The sequence below is a fragment of the Nocardia sp. NPDC049149 genome, from assembly GCF_043197455.1.
Lineage (GTDB): Bacteria > Actinomycetota > Actinomycetes > Mycobacteriales > Mycobacteriaceae > Nocardia.
The window spans coordinates 110,378-124,455 of record NZ_JBICTD010000005.1; the positions used below are offsets into that span (position 1 = coordinate 110,378).

11 protein-coding genes are annotated in these 14,078 nt (G+C 66.9%); 4 read left to right on the forward strand and 7 right to left on the reverse strand.

The features are described 5' to 3' along the window. Nucleotides 1–16: 16 nt before the first annotated feature. Entirely contained in the window at nt 17–1,915 is a 1,899-nt protein-coding gene (locus tag ACGFNJ_RS20715; protein WP_393450352.1) for a protein kinase, read from the reverse strand. A gap of 263 nt (nt 1,916–2,178) precedes the next feature. On the opposite strand from ACGFNJ_RS20715, the gene ACGFNJ_RS20720 reads away from it, so the two are divergent. The 3 genes from ACGFNJ_RS20720 to ACGFNJ_RS20730 all read left to right on the forward strand — a co-directional run bounded on the left by ACGFNJ_RS20720 (nt 2,179) and on the right by ACGFNJ_RS20730 (nt 4,420). Next, the gene (locus ACGFNJ_RS20720) at nt 2,179–2,598 is read left to right on the forward strand and encodes a DUF1707 domain-containing protein (protein WP_393450355.1); all 420 of its coding nucleotides are present in this window, start codon (nt 2,179–2,181) and stop codon (nt 2,596–2,598) included. A gap of 75 nt (nt 2,599–2,673) precedes the next feature. Further along, complete coding sequence (locus tag ACGFNJ_RS20725; RefSeq protein ID WP_393450358.1) at nt 2,674–4,011, forward strand: amidohydrolase family protein; 1,338 nt, start codon at nt 2,674–2,676, stop codon at nt 4,009–4,011. Nucleotides 4,012–4,075: 64 nt separating this feature from the next. Next, the gene (locus ACGFNJ_RS20730) at nt 4,076–4,420 is read left to right on the forward strand and encodes a hypothetical protein (protein ID WP_393450361.1); all 345 of its coding nucleotides are present in this window, start codon (nt 4,076–4,078) and stop codon (nt 4,418–4,420) included. An 80-nt stretch (nt 4,421–4,500) separates the two neighbouring features. Here the strand turns inward: ACGFNJ_RS20730 and lat are convergent, their stop codons facing one another. Continuing rightward, nucleotides 4,501–5,835 (reverse strand): L-lysine 6-transaminase, encoded by a 1,335-nt coding sequence (lat, locus tag ACGFNJ_RS20735; protein WP_393450364.1) that lies wholly within the window; start codon nt 5,833–5,835, stop codon nt 4,501–4,503. A gap of 64 nt (nt 5,836–5,899) precedes the next feature. Continuing rightward, nucleotides 5,900–6,352, reverse strand: coding sequence for an Lrp/AsnC family transcriptional regulator (locus ACGFNJ_RS20740; RefSeq protein ID WP_014981966.1), 453 nt, complete (start codon nt 6,350–6,352; stop codon nt 5,900–5,902). Between the two features lie 112 nt (nt 6,353–6,464). Here ACGFNJ_RS20740 and ACGFNJ_RS20745 point away from each other — a divergent pair, with 112 nt between their 5' ends. Next, nucleotides 6,465–7,994, forward strand: coding sequence for an aldehyde dehydrogenase family protein (locus ACGFNJ_RS20745; RefSeq protein ID WP_393450368.1), 1,530 nt, complete (start codon nt 6,465–6,467; stop codon nt 7,992–7,994). Nucleotides 7,995–8,157: 163 nt separating this feature from the next. Here ACGFNJ_RS20745 and ACGFNJ_RS20750 read toward each other — a convergent pair whose 3' ends face one another. The 4 genes from ACGFNJ_RS20750 to ACGFNJ_RS20765 all read right to left on the reverse strand — a co-directional run bounded on the left by ACGFNJ_RS20750 (nt 8,158) and on the right by ACGFNJ_RS20765 (nt 13,831). Beyond that, nucleotides 8,158–9,411, reverse strand: coding sequence for a cytochrome P450 (locus tag ACGFNJ_RS20750; protein WP_393450371.1), 1,254 nt, complete (start codon nt 9,409–9,411; stop codon nt 8,158–8,160). Next, nucleotides 9,408–10,796 carry a hypothetical protein gene (locus ACGFNJ_RS20755; RefSeq protein ID WP_393450374.1) on the reverse strand — a complete coding sequence of 463 codons (1,389 nt, stop codon included), beginning with the start codon at nt 10,794–10,796 and terminating at the stop codon, nt 9,408–9,410. The genes ACGFNJ_RS20750 and ACGFNJ_RS20755 overlap by 4 nt, the downstream gene beginning before the upstream one ends. Beyond that, nucleotides 10,796–11,632 (reverse strand): acyl-CoA thioesterase, encoded by an 837-nt coding sequence (locus tag ACGFNJ_RS20760; RefSeq protein ID WP_393450377.1) that lies wholly within the window; start codon nt 11,630–11,632, stop codon nt 10,796–10,798. The genes ACGFNJ_RS20755 and ACGFNJ_RS20760 overlap by 1 nt, the downstream gene beginning before the upstream one ends. A gap of 486 nt (nt 11,633–12,118) precedes the next feature. Then, nucleotides 12,119–13,831, reverse strand: coding sequence for an MDR family MFS transporter (locus ACGFNJ_RS20765; RefSeq protein WP_393450380.1), 1,713 nt, complete (start codon nt 13,829–13,831; stop codon nt 12,119–12,121). Nucleotides 13,832–14,078 lie beyond the last annotated feature (247 nt).

A 14,078-nucleotide genomic window follows, 5' to 3' on the forward strand; every position in this document is an offset into this window, starting at 1 on the left:
AGGTCCGGCCGGGGCTCTAGTCCACGCGGACGGCGACACCGTTCGACAGGACGAAGTCGTGAAGTTCCACGTGGTTGGGGGTGGTGCCCCGGGGAAGGTCGAAAACCAGCTGGGTGGTGGCTGATTCGCCGGGGGCGAGTTCGAACGAGTAGTTGTAGCGGTGTTGCGTGGCCTGCCAGATGCTCGCGGGGGCGTTGGGGTCGAACGATGTGCCTGTGGCGTCGTACAAGCGCTGCCCGAACGGGAGGAACCACTTCGGTTCGTCGGAGATGTTGCGCACCGCGAGCGTGACGATCGAGAACGATCCTTCCGCGGACTGCAGGCCGACGCGGCGCACCCCGGTGTCCAGGTCGGTCACGACGAACTCGAACTTGCCGTCGCGCACCGGAGTACCCGAGGGCGCAGGCACCGCCGGATCGAACCGGTGCTGCTCCGGCGGCGGTCCCGGATCCTCCTCCGCGGCCACCGAGGGCGGCGGTGTGCCTGCCCCGCCGCCCGAGTCACTCGCTCGGTTGCCCGATGCCAGCAACGCCATGCACCCGGCCGCCAGCATGAACGGGGCCAGGAAGACGACGACAAGCACGCCGATCACCTTGGACAGCACACCACCGCGCTTGCGCCGCTTCAAACCAGGCAGGATCGGCTGCCATCGGATCAGCGGACGCCGCTGGTATGCCGTCGGTTTCGCAGGCTTCGGGAAAACCCGCCGCCCGTAACCAACGGGATAGCGTTGCTGGGCTCCCCGTGGGCGCGCAACTTGTTGCGGCACAACAGCACCCGACGACTGACGCGGCGCAAGGGGAACCGCCAGGCGCGTCGCCACCCGGGTCGGGGTGGGGCCGGGCTCCGGCAACATCTTGGTCGGCGCAAGCGGTTTCGCTCCTGGCCGCCCAGACGCGATTCCTGCCGCCGCACCGGAGGACGACTGGCCCCTTGCCGCAGAGCGGGATTGCGATCCGCTGTTCGCCACCCGGCCGGACGGCTGACCATTCAGCCGAGGCCGGCCCAAGCGGGTTTCGACCCTGGTCGGTCCGCGTTCTGGCAAAACCCTTGTCCGCGCAAGCGGTTTCGCCAACTGCGCGGCGGGGACGGGTGGCGTGCGCGGACGGGTACCGACAGCGCGGTACGCGGCGGCGGCGAAATCACCGGCAGTGGCATACCTGTCGGCGGGCTTCTTCGCCATGCCGCAGGTGATGACGGCATCCAGCGCGGCCGAAACAGCAGAGTTGCGGGACCCAGCACGGGGCGGGTCGGTCATCAGATGGGCGTGCATCTGCTGCGCCGGGTCGGTATCGCCGTAAGGGCGTGCGCCGGTGAGGCATTCGTAGAGAACGCACGCGAGCGAGTAGACGTCGGCGCGGGCGTCGGCCGTGCCGGTGAAGCGTTCCGGCGCCATGTAGGCCAGGGTGCCGATGGCGAGACCGGTTGTCGTGACGGCGGTCTGGCCGATGCCGTGCGCGATGCCGAAGTCGATCAGATAGGCGAAGCCGCTGGCGTGCACAACAATGTTGGACGGTTTGACATCACGGTGCACCAGCCCGGCCCGATGCGCGACGTCGAGCGCGGCCGCCACCTGCCCGACAACGCCGACCGCCGCGACCGGATCCACCGGCCCGGCGGCGAGGGTGCTCGCCAGGTCGGCGCCCGCCACGAACTGCATGTCGATATAGAGCCTGCCGTCGATCTCGCCGAACCGATGCACCCGAGGAATGTGCGGATCGGACAGCTTCGCCACGGCCTCGGCCTCGCGCTCGAAACGCTTGCGGTATCCCGCGTCAGCCGCCAGTTCGGCGGGTAGCAGCTTCAACGCCACCCAGCGCGCACCCGCGTCGTCGAAGGCCAGCCACACCTGCCCCATGCCGCCTCGGCCGAGCAACCGCTCCAGCCGATATCCCCCGAATCGCACCTCCCCCATCGCGAACCTCCAGTCACCGTTGACATGTCGGGCCCCTCGGCACCCGATCACCAGTCGCGCCACCGAAACACCAGTTCACGCAGGCGAACACCGAAGGACCGAACCTCCTTCGGAGCCTAACCCCGGCCCACTCCACCAACCAGTGTGTCCTCGACAACACCCTTTCCGCATCCTCGGTTGCCGAGCCGAACATCACTGCCCCGCGTTTCTGCTCGCCACCGTCATTCCCGTCACGCCAGCGGCACTGCGGTTAGCCTTTTCCCATGAGCGAGCTACCCGAGATCCGCATCGGCACGGCGGAACGCGAGGACGCGATGCGGCGGCTGTCCGATCATTTCGCGGCGGGGCGGCTCAGCGTCGCGGAATTCGACGAGCGCAGTGCGGTGATCGCGGCCGCCGTCACCCGCGGCGATGTGACGAAGGTCTTCACGGATCTGCCGGAGCCGGTCACCGCCGCGGCGGTGCCCGCGAAGCCGAAGTCGGACTCCGGTTTTCTGTCGGAGTGGCCGGAGCGGGTGATGGCGGTGATCCCGATCCTTGCGGTGATCTTGTTCTTCGTCACCGGCAGCTGGCTGTGGTTCCTGGCAATCCCCCTTGCTGGCGCGCTGCTGTTCGGCGGTAGCCACGGCGGCCACGGGCATGGCAACGGCCGCAGGCAACGCGGTCGGCGGGCGCTCGACTGACGCCGCGAAATCATCCCCGCAACTACGCAATCAGGATGACGACCGCGACGTGCGGCCCCGCGTAGCGTCGCGGACATGACAGGGACGCGATCTCGTCGACTGCGACGGTGGGTGCTCTACCCCCTCGCGTTCTGCGTGGTCATCCTGCTTCTGTCGATTGCCGCCGGGTACGCGCACTACCGGCTCACCCTGTACAAGGCGTCGCCGCGGCAGACCGGCAGACTGGCCTTGACCGGCGCCACCGTCCTGGTCGGCCCGGACCTGCAGCCGCGCGCGAACGCGACGATCCTGATCGAGAACGGCGTGATCATCGCGGTCGGCTCCGACGTGGTGGTGCCGCAGGATGCCGAACGGCGCGACTTCGCAGGCCGGATCGTGCTGCCGGGGCTGATCGATTCCCACGTACATCTGCAAGCGCCAGAAGGTCCGCGGGGCAAGAAGATCGGGCCACTCGACATGCCCGGCCTCGTCGCCGACTGGTATCGCTACGAACCAGGCAAACGGCGAAACTTCCTGCGCAACGGCGTGACGACGATCCGGAGCATGGGCGACGAGAACGCCTGGGTGCACACGCTGCGGAACAAGATCAGGACGGTCGAGCTGGAGGGCCCGCGCATGCTGATCGCGGGACCGATCTTCACCACGCCGGGCGGCCACCCGGTCGCCACCGTCGGCGTCGAGGCGAACTCGGATACGGTGCGGCTCCCGGAAAACCCGGAGCAGGCACGCGAGATGGTGCGCGCCCTGGTCGGCGGGGACGATCCGGTCGACCTGATCAAGGTGGTCCAGGAACGCGGAAATCCGGAACGTAAAGTGCTCCAACCGATTCGCCTCGATATCCTCACCGCGATCATCGACGAGGCGCACCGCAAAGACACAAAGGTCTTCGCGCACTGGGGAACTCTGGCCGACCTCGACGATCTGCTCGCGGCGGGCATCGACGGCCTCGACCATCTGGAGGCGCGCGGCGTGCGCGAGGGCTGGCCACCCGGCATCCCCGAAACCCTTGTGCAGCGCGGCATTACGCTCGCGCCAACGCTTGCCGTCACCGACCAGGTCTTCGACCAGCCGACCAAGGCCGCGATCTACGCTCGGGTCAGGGAGTTCCGCGCCGTTGGCGGCCGGATCATCGCGGGCAGCGACGCCAGCTTCGGCGGCGTCTATGCGGGCTCCGGACTGATTCGCGAACTCGAACTACTCGTCGCCGCAGGCCTGACCCCACGCGAGGCCATCACCGCCGCAACGGTGACGCCCGCCGCGACCTTGCACGCCGACACGATCGGGACCATCGAGCCAGGCAAGGCCGCCGACCTGCTGGTCGTCGCAGGCGACCCGCTGGCTGACATCGCCGCGCTGCGCCAGGTCGACGCGGTACTGCGGGACGGCCGCATCGTCGTGGACAACACCAACTAACCTCGACGAGATGGCACAGCCGTTGGGGGATCTCGCGGCGTAATCGTAAGGGGCGTCGGCACACATGGAACCGATCGAAATCAACGCGGGGACTTGGTATCTGCGCGCGTTGCGGGCCGACGACCGCATCGATGACCGACCCGCCCTCGCCGAGGGCGGCATCACCGATCCCGCCTATGTCGCGTTGCGCATCGCGGGCTGGGTGGAGGAAACCCACTTCTCCTGGGCGGTCTGCGAACCGACGACCGCCGAAATGGTCGCCGAGGTCGGCGCGACACCGGCCGAAGACGGCACCGCCGCGCTCACCGGCTGGGCCCGCGACGGCTACGAACCCGCGCTCGCGGCGGGCCTGACCACCGTCCGCAGGTTCGTCGAAGGCGGGCTCGGGCTACGCCCGATCACGCGCTGACTCTGGCCCCATACCGCCCGACGTCCTGAAACACACGTCGGGCGCGGCCAGACCAGGTCCGGCCGCGCCCGCACGAGTTCCTACTCGAAGCTGGTGAGCACCCGGTCCAGCGCGTCGACCGCAGCGTCCAGCTCGGTGATACTGACGGTCAGCGCAGGCCGGAAACGGATGCCACGGTCGCCGGTGCCGAGGATCAGCACGTGCTCGCGCTCACGCAGTGCGGTGATCACCTCGTCGCGCAGCTCCGCCGAGGCGACGGTGACCGCGCACATCAGCCCGCGGCCCCGCGGCTCGGTGATGCTCCGATGCCGCTCAGCCAGCCCTTCCAGCCGCTCGAGCAGGTGCGCACCGAGCCCACGCGAGCGCTCGATCAGCTCGTCCTGCTCGATCACCTCGAGGATGCGCCGAACCCGAACCATGTCGGTGAGGTTGCCGCCCCAGGTCGAGTTGATCCTGGAGTTGACCACGAACACGTTGTCGGGCACCTCGTCGACGCGCCCGCCTGCCATCACGCCGCACACCTGGGTCTTCTTGCCGAACGCGATCACGTCGGGCTGCACGCCCAGCTGTTGGTAGGCCCAGGTGCTGCCGGTCATGCCGACGCCGGTCTGCACCTCGTCGAGGACGAACAGCGCGTCGTTCTCGTGGCACAGCTGCCGCATCGCCTGCAGGAATTCCGGCCGCAGGTGCCGGTCGCCGCCTTCGCCCTGGATCGGTTCGGCGATGAAACACGCGATGTCGTGCGGGTTTTCGGCGAACGCCCGCCGAGCCTGGTCCAGCGCACGGGCTTCCGCCTCGGCGACGTCGTGATCGTCGGTCAGGTAGGGCGAGTCGATGCGCGGCCAGTCGTATTTGGGGAACCTGGCGGTCTTCTTCGGGTCGGTGTTGGTGAGCGACATCGTGTATCCGGTGCGGCCGTGGAAGGCGCCGGTCAGATGCAGCACCTTGGTGCCGAGTTCCGGTGAGCGGCCGTTCATTTCGTTCTGCCTGCTCTTCCAGTCGAACGCGATCTTGAGCGCGTTCTCCACGGCGAGGGCGCCGCCGTCGATGAAGAACAGGTGCGGCAGCCGCGGATCACCGAGCACTCGCACGAACGTCTCCACGAACCGAGCCATCTCGACGGTGTAGATGTCGGAGTTGCTCGGCTTGTTGAGCGCGGCGGTTACCAGTTCGTCGCGGAACTCGGCGTCCTCGGCCAACGCGGGGTGATTCATCCCCAGCGCGTTGGACGCGAAGAAGCCGAACATGTCGAGGTAGGAGGTGCCGTCCCGTTCGTCGACGAGCCGGCATCCGCGGGATTCGTGGAGGTCCAGCACCAAGTCGAAGCCATCGGCGAGGATGCTGGCCGACAAGATCTCGTGCACCCGGGCGGCGGGGGTGACCGCCGGGCGGGTGCGTTCCAGTTCGATGGTCACAACACCGAGAGTACGCAAAATTTACGGAATCTGTACAGGAAAGCGGATTAATTACACGTAACAGCTACCTGTCATAGAATGTCTGCAGGATGATGGTGCTTCGAGTCCTGACGTTGGCGGTCGCTCTGATCTCCTGCAGCAGCTGCTCGAGGTGCCGCGGCGAGGCCACCCGAACCAGCAACATGTAGCTCTCGTCGCCCGCCACCGAGTGGCACGCCTCGATCCCGGGGATGTGCTGCAACACTGCCGGGGCGTCATCCGGTTGCGACGGGTCGAGAGGAGTGATCGCGACGAATGCCGACAACAGCTGGCCGAGTGCCTCCGGGTCGACGTGCGCCGTGTAACCGCGGATTACCCCGCGCGCTTCCAACCTGCGCACCCTCGACTGCACGGCCGACACCGACAGGCTCGCCTTCTCGGCCAGGTTCGACAGTGTGGCGCGTCCATCGGCCATCAACTCACGAATCAGCAGGCGATCAATGTCGTCGAGAACGGGTCGTGCTGGTGTATCCGCCATTTGCGAAGGCTAACCCAGGCGACCCGCTACGTGGCAGAAACCTCACCCCCATCCTCCCAAGACATGGGACAAACACGCCGCAATGCGGCCGAAAGGTACGGCGGAGCAACACATGACAGATGTACTCGGCGATCAGAGCACCAGGGAACTCGCGGAGCGCGCGGCGGCGGTGCTGCGCGGACTCGGTGTCGAGCCACCGGAATCCGGCGATCTGCCCGCCCGCAGCCCGATCACCGGCGGCCAATTGTTGACGCTGCAAGCTAGCTCGCTGGACGAGGTCGACGCCGCAATCGAGCGGGCCGCCACGGCATTCGGCGCATGGCGCACCGTGCCCGCGCCGGTGCGCGCCGCCGTCGTGCGCAGGCTGGCCGAGCTGCTCACCACACACAAGAGCGAGCTTGCCGAGCTGGTGACGCTGGAAGCGGGCAAGATCGGCGCCGAAGCCGCGGGCGAGGTGCAGGAGATGATCGACGTCTGCGAGTTCGCGATCGGCCTGTCCCGCCAGCTGTACGGGCAGACAATGCCGTCCGAGCGGCCAGGCCACCGGCTGATGGAGACCTGGCATCCGCTCGGCGTGGTCGGCGTCATCTCGGCGTTCAACTTCCCGGTCGCGGTGTGGGCGTGGAACACCGCGATCGCGTTGGTCTGCGGCGACACCGTGGTGTGGAAGCCGTCCGAGACCACGCCGCTGACCGCGCTGGCCTGCCATGCGCTGCTGCGCCGTGCCGCGACCGACGTCGGCGCGGATCCCGAAGTGCACCAACTGATCCAGGGCGCGGCCGAGGTCGGCGCCCGGCTGGTGGACGACGAGCGGGTTGCGCTGGTCAGCGCGACCGGCTCGGTGCGGATGGGCAAGATCGTGGCGCCGAGGGTGGCCGAACGCTTCGGCCGCTGTCTGCTGGAGCTCGGCGGCAACAACGGCGCAATCGTCACGCCCTCAGCGGATCTGGAACTCGCGGCACGCGGCATCGTGTTCGCGGCGGCGGGCACGGCCGGGCAGCGGTGTACCACGCTGCGCAGGCTGATCGTGCACGCCGACGTGGTCGGGCCGCTCATCGAGCGGATCGAGAGCGCGTATCAGCAACTGCGCGTTGGCAACCCGCTCGAAGACGGGGTGCTGGTCGGCCCGCTGATCGACGGCAGGGCCTACGCGGGGATGCGCGCCGCACTGGACAAGGCACTTGCCGACGGCGGCGAATTGATCTGCGGCGGTGAACGAGTCGATGGCTTCGGGGACGACGCCTACTACGTGCGCCCGGCGATCGTGCGGATGCCCGCCCAGACCGCGGTGGTGCGCGAAGAGACGTTCGCGCCGATCCTGTACGTGCTGACCTATGACGATTTCGACAGCGCGATCGCCATGCACAACGCAGTGCCGCAAGGCCTTTCGTCGGCCGTGTTCACCAGCAATCAGCGCGAGGCCGAACGCTTCCTCGCCGCGGACGGTTCCGACTGCGGCATCGCCAACGTGAACATCGGCACCTCCGGGGCCGAGATCGGCGGCGCGTTCGGCGGCGAGAAGCAGACCGGCGGCGGCCGCGAATCCGGGTCGGACTCGTGGAAGGCGTATATGCGCCGCGCCACCAACACGATCAACTACTCCGCCGAACTGCCGCTGGCCCAAGGCATCAAGTTCGGCTGATCGGAGTTCGTCACCGAATACGGCACGGCCGAGGCCGGGTTGGTCGCCATCGACCACCCGGCCTCGCTCGTTGTGTGCCGACACCGATCCCGGCGCCGTCCACTGGTACTTCCCATTGCTGGCGGTCTTCTAGTGTTGATTGACGAGCCCTACTCGCACACGGTCAGTCGAGCACGGTCGGCAGTTCCTGCAACCCGCGCAGGAACGTGCTCGGCCGCCACTGCACCTCGTCGGCGATCTTCATGTTCGGGTACCTGGCCAGGATCTTCTCGAAGGCGATCCGCGCCTCCAGCCGCGCGAGCGGTGCGCCGACGCAGTAGTGGATGCCGTGGCCGAAGGCCAGGTGCCCACCCTTCGTCTTGCCCGCCTTCCCGATCTCGATGCGGTGCGGATCGTCGAACTGGTTCGGATCGTGGTCGGCCGCGGCCAGCGAGACCGAGACCAGCTCCTCGGCCGGAATGTCGATGCCCGCCAACGTCACCGGCTCGGAGGTGTAGCGCAACGTGGCCAGGTGCACCGGCCCCTCGTGCCGGAGGAACTCCTCGATGGCGGCGGGAATCCGCTCGGGTGCGCGGGTGAGATCCTCGTACAGGATCCGATCGCGCAGCATCGCGTAGAGGCCGTTGCCGATGAGGTTCACCGTTGTTTCGTGACCCGCAACCAGGATCAGGAACAACATCGCGATGAGTTCCTTGTCGCTGAGCTTGTCGCCCTCGTAGTTCGCCATGATCAATTGCGACATCAGGTCGTCGCCGAGGTTCTTCGAGCGCTCGGCGATGAGCCCGATCAGATAGGTGGCCAACTCGATGCTCGCCGCGCCGCGCTGGGCGGCCGTTGCGTAGAACGCCGACTTGGCCGCCGCCTCTTGGTCTTCGGCGTTCTCGGTCGAGGACGCCGTCATCGTGGTCGACAGCTCCCGGAAGCGGGCCCGATCGGCTTCGGGCACCCCGAACAGCTCGCAGATGACGGTCATCGGGATGGGCAGCGCGTAGTCGTCGATCAAATCGATCTCGGGCTTGTCTGCCATCTCGTCGAGCAGCTTGTCCGCGATGGCCTCGATCCGCGGGTGCAGCTGCTCGACCGTTCGCGAGGTGAACGCCTTGGTCACCAGCCGCCGCAGGCGGGTGTGATCCGGCGGGTCGGAGCTGAGCATGTGTTCCCACAGATCCGTGCTCACGGTGGTGTATTGGTCGCCGGGCCGCAGCCGCGAGGTGATCGGCGCCAGGGCGGCCGCGCCCTTCTTGATCCTCGGGTCGGCGAGCACCTCGCGCGCCAGCTGATAGTCGACGACCAGCCAGGAGGTGAGCCCGTTGGGCAGCAGGACGTGATGGATCGGCCCCTGCTTGCGGAGCTCGTCGTACACCGGGTGCGGGTTGTAGACGAACTCGGTGCCGAGTTTGAGCAGTGGCTTGGTCATGAGAACTCCCTGGCTACCTTGGTTACGCTGCCCCCGCCGTTGAGGACGGTGAGCGGTTTCAATCCCCAGGCCTCGGCGATGATGCGCGCCAGGAAGCCCAGTTCGTCGTCGGAATGCGCCATCTCAGGCTTGATGCTCTCCAGCACCCACTGGATCTTCCCGTCGAACTCCGAGAGCCAGGTCGCCAGCGCGATCGGCTGCTGCGCGGCCTGCGGAGTGTCGATGCCCTGGAAGACGCCGCGCATCACGAAGGCGGTCGGCTCCGCGCCGTGCCGCATCGCGGTCGGCACGAAGGGGTCGAGTACGCCCATGTTGGAACACATTCCGACGGTGATCGGCGGCGTGTCGACGAGTCGTTCGACCACACCGTCGGGCAATACGTCGATCAGCTCGGGCGGCATGTTCCTCGGGCGCGAGATCCCGCCGGAGCCGACCTCGTGCACGGCCTCGAACGAGGCCTTGCTCGCCACCCGCAGCGGCGCGAGATCGAACCGATCCAGCCACTCGCGCTGCACCACGATCGGCACGCGGGCAAAGGAATTCGAGTCGATCTGATTCTCTTCCCGCAGTCGCCGGACCGCCGTCAGCAGGACGAGGGGTCCGTTCTCGCCGACCAGCGTGCAGTGCCGCATGAGGTCGGCGACCAGCGCGAGATACAGCGTGTTGGTCGAGCCGCCGCGCTGTGCCGCGAGGTTCTTCCATTGCGCCGCATCGAAAGTCGCGATCACCGAACCCTCACGCCAGCCGAGCGGCGCCGACTCGTGCTTGGTCCGGTGGCCGGTCAGCGCCGTGCGCACCGCCGCACGATGGGCAGGATCCTTGGCTGCGCGACGCGCTTCCGAAACCACCTCTCGCGCAACGGCTATCCCGCGTTGCACACCTTCCTTCAGCTCCGTGCGGAGTTGCACGGTCTCGACAAGCCCCTCCGTCGTCGCGAGTTCGGGCTGGACCAGCCCGATCGCCGCCATCAGGCCTGCGTGACCGTCGGCGATGGCGTGCGAGGCGACCGCGGAACAGACCATGCCGCCGGACCTGGTCGGCACCGCAGACAGCCGCCAGCCGTAGCCGCGCTCCGGGTCGAGCGGGTACTGCGCCTGATCGTTTGCCCACGCCAGCGCGTCGGCGTCGTCGATCGCGGCATGTTCGAGGCTCAGCGGCAGCGCGTCCTCGGCAAGCACCCAGCGCCAGCGGGCGAAGGGCACGCCGGGACGGTGCACGCGCCGCTGGAACGGCCCGGCCCGCAACGCCTCGTACATCGAGGTGAGCTGTTCATCGGTGAGCCGATGGTGCAGCACCGTCACCGTCTGGCTGATGACCGGTGCGCCGTAGCCGTGGTGCAGCCGCAGGAAGGCCTTGTCGGTGAGACCGACGTACACCGGGCCCATCAGACGGCCGCCTTTGCGACGAAGCCGCGCTCTTCCGGCAGCACGAAGTCCGGGTCGGCCAGTCGCAACATCCGCTCCTGGGCGACCATCGCGACCAATTCGCCGGAGCGGCTGAAGATCCGGCCCTGAGTGAAGGCCCGACCGCCCTCGGCCGAGGGTGATATCTCGTCGTACAGCAGCCAGTCGTCGACGCGGAACGGCCGCATGAACCAGATCGAATAATCCAGTGCGGCAGTCTGAATCGCGATGCCGGGATGCGGCGCAACGGCGGCGCCGAGCAGCGTCATGTCACTCGCGTAGGTCAGCGCGCAGCTGTGCACCACCGAGCAGTCGGGCAGCGGCTCGGTATAGCGCAGCCAGACCTGTTGGCGGGCACTGCCGTTCGGCTCACCGGGTACCTGGCGAATGTCCCAGCGGTCCCATTCGTAGCCGGGATCGTTCGCACCGATGCGCGCCAGCTCCTCGGGGTTGGGCGCGTCGGGGCACGGATCCGCGTGCCGCACACCACGATCGCCCGCATGGAAGGAGGCGACCATCAGGAAAGTTTCGCGACCGTGCTGCAGCGCCCTGATGCGGCGCACCACGAACGACCGGCCCGCCTTGACGGTGTCGACCAGGTAGTCGATGGGCAGTTCGGACACCATCGGCCGGACGAAGTACCCGTGGATCGAGTGGACGGCGAACCCATCCGACATCCCGGACGAGCCAGCGGCGAGCGCACGCGCCGCCACCTCGCCGCCGAATGCCCGGACGAGCACTGTGCGGTGCGGAAGTTTGCCACGAAAGAAGTTCGTGTCGATTTGTTCGACCGCAAGTGCGTCGAGTAGCTCAACCATGCGCCATGTTTCCCTTCGGACGCTGAAACAGTTCGACGACCTCGTTGTCGCATCCCCCCGCACGGTTGGTGTGCGAGCGGCAATATGGATTCGCTTGCGTCAGCATCGACAGAGGGACGACCGAGCGGCCGGCACCAGGTGCCGAGGTCAGGTTTCTGACGCTACGTAACGAATACAGTGAACCTCTGGTGAACTCAATTCAAGCCGCTGTAGTCCATTTCACAAACCAAATGACGATATCTTTACGGAAATGCAGTCAACCCCGACTGACCAGGCATTTTCCTACGCCGACGAAGCGGAGCCGAGCTGGGCAAATACTGCCGAATTGTCGGGTTTCGAAAGTGAAATAATTCCGCTTCTATCCATCGATAAATTCCGCAGAGTTCAGTGGAATTGAGACGAATTACAGAAGTCAGCCGCCCTCAATTGTGCATAGTTCCAACTGGAAGCTATCCGTTTTGTCGCATTTCGGCCGATACTACCGATTCAGGCGAGGTCGCCGGCGCCCACGCTCGACGCACCGGCCGCACCGGACTCTCGCAACGGGATTTCCTTCCAGAACAGCACCATGACCAACGCAAGCACCGCGATAGCGGCGGCCGCGAGATACACCGTCGACATGGCATCGGCGAACCCGGTCTGCAATGGCGCGGCAAGCGTTGGATTCAGCTGTTGAATCACCGAGCTATCGTCGAGCACCCGCTGGATCGCGGCCGGATCGTGGCGCACCAGGCCCTGCGCGAAGGCGACCTCGGCGGGGTTGCCGCTGTGCAATCCCGCGATCACGGCCTGCTGATAGGCGGGCTGGGTCGAGGCGGCCGCCAGCGCGGCGGTCACCTTGGACGGCAGCAGGCCGAACAGCGTGGACAGCAGCGCCGCGACCCCCAACGTGCCGCCGACCTGACGGAAGAAGGTGGCGGCCGCGCTCGTCACGCCCATATCCTTCGGCGCGGCGGCGTTCTGGATCGCCAAGGTGATGGGCTGCAACAGATTTCCCAGACCGACACCGGTGATCGCCATGAAGATCATGGTTCGCCACAGCGGCGTCTCCGGCGTCAGATAGTGGAACAAGAACAGGCCGACAGCGACGATGGCGGTGCCGAAGATCGGGAACGCGCGGTAGCGTCCGGTCCACGCGATGAGCCGGTTGGACACGATCGAGCCGACCATCAGCCCGCCGACCATCGGCAGCAGCTGCAGGCCCGCCGCGATCGGGCTGGCGCCCCGCACCACCTGCAGGTACTGCGGAACCAGGATGATGCCGCCGAACAGCGACGCACCGACGACGAACGCGATCGCCACGCCGAGCGCGAAGGTCGGATTTCGGAAGAGCCGCAACGGAATCAGCGCCTCGTCGCCCATCCTCGCCTCGATGCCGACGAACGCCGCAAGGCCCGCCACGCCGACCAGATAGCAGGTCACCGCGCTCACGCTGGTCCAGCCCCACTCGCGGCCCTGCTCGGCGACGATGAGCAGCGGCGTGATGCCGATCGCGAAGGCCGCCGTGCCGAACCAGTCGATCAGGCCGGTGGTTCGGGTGCTTCGCGGGATCCGCACCACCCGATAGACCACCACCAGGGCGATCAGGCCGACCGGGACGTTGATCAGGAACACCCAGCGCCAGCCGGTGATGCCGAGAATCGTGTGCTGGCTGGCGAACAGGCCGCCGAGCACCGGGCCGATCACGCTGGCCATGGCCCAGGTGGCGAGGAAATGTCCCTGATACTTGGCCCGCTCCCTCGGCGTGACGATGTCACCGAGGACGGCCGAGGCCAGCGACATCAGCCCGCCCGCGCCGACACCCTGAACGGCGCGGAAGACGGCCAGCTCGTACATCGACTGCGCCAGCGTGCACAACAGTGAACCGAGCACGAAGATGGTGATGGCGGCGAGCAGAAATGGCCTGCGGCCGTACATATCCGAGAGTTTTCCGTACAGCGGCGTCGTCAGCGTCGCGGTGATCAAATACGCCGTGGTGACCCACGCCTGCAACGAATAGCCGGACAGATCGTCGGCGATGGTGCGGACCGCGGTGGCGGTGATCGTCTGGTCCAGCGCCGCCATGAACATGCCGAGCATCAGGCCGCTCAGGATGACCAGGACCTGCCGGTGCGTGAATCCGCCCGGATTGTCGGCTTTTTCGAGAGGTGGCGGCGTGGTGGGCCGGTCGGTTCGATGTCCGTATTTGAGCAGCGCCATCGGTCACTCCTGAAGATCAGCAGGAACTCACATCAGTTATTGGAATGCGGCCAAATCTCTTCCCCGGACCGCGGCGATCATGCGCCCACCGAACTCATCGAGCTCGAGACAGCAACGATAGTCCTCGCCCTCGACCCGGGAGCCGCGTAGTGATGCCTGTCTCAATTGCCATCAATTGTGATCCAGATCACATCGATAGCGACCAGGCCACCAACCATGCCGACGCTCCTAAACCGCCTCTCACCAC

Excerpts from the sequence above, each read along its gene's own strand:
- ACGFNJ_RS20740 (WP_014981966.1), bottom strand. The coding sequence starts at position 6,352 with ATGGCGGATACACCAGCACGACCCGTTCTCGACGACATTGATCGCCTG.
- ACGFNJ_RS20760 (WP_393450377.1), bottom strand. The coding sequence starts at position 11,632 with ATGGTTGAGCTACTCGACGCACTTGCGGTCGAACAAATCGACACGAAC.
- ACGFNJ_RS20755 (WP_393450374.1), bottom strand. The coding sequence starts at position 10,796 with ATGGGCCCGGTGTACGTCGGTCTCACCGACAAGGCCTTCCTGCGGCTG.
- ACGFNJ_RS20765 (WP_393450380.1), bottom strand. The coding sequence starts at position 13,831 with ATGGCGCTGCTCAAATACGGACATCGAACCGACCGGCCCACCACGCCG.
- ACGFNJ_RS20750 (WP_393450371.1), bottom strand. The coding sequence starts at position 9,411 with ATGACCAAGCCACTGCTCAAACTCGGCACCGAGTTCGTCTACAACCCG.
- ACGFNJ_RS20715 (WP_393450352.1), bottom strand. The coding sequence starts at position 1,915 with ATGGGGGAGGTGCGATTCGGGGGATATCGGCTGGAGCGGTTGCTCGGC.
- ACGFNJ_RS20730 (WP_393450361.1), top strand. The coding sequence starts at position 4,076 with ATGGAACCGATCGAAATCAACGCGGGGACTTGGTATCTGCGCGCGTTG.
- ACGFNJ_RS20725 (WP_393450358.1), top strand. The coding sequence starts at position 2,674 with ATGACAGGGACGCGATCTCGTCGACTGCGACGGTGGGTGCTCTACCCC.
- ACGFNJ_RS20720 (WP_393450355.1), top strand. The coding sequence starts at position 2,179 with ATGAGCGAGCTACCCGAGATCCGCATCGGCACGGCGGAACGCGAGGAC.
- ACGFNJ_RS20745 (WP_393450368.1), top strand. The coding sequence starts at position 6,465 with ATGACAGATGTACTCGGCGATCAGAGCACCAGGGAACTCGCGGAGCGC.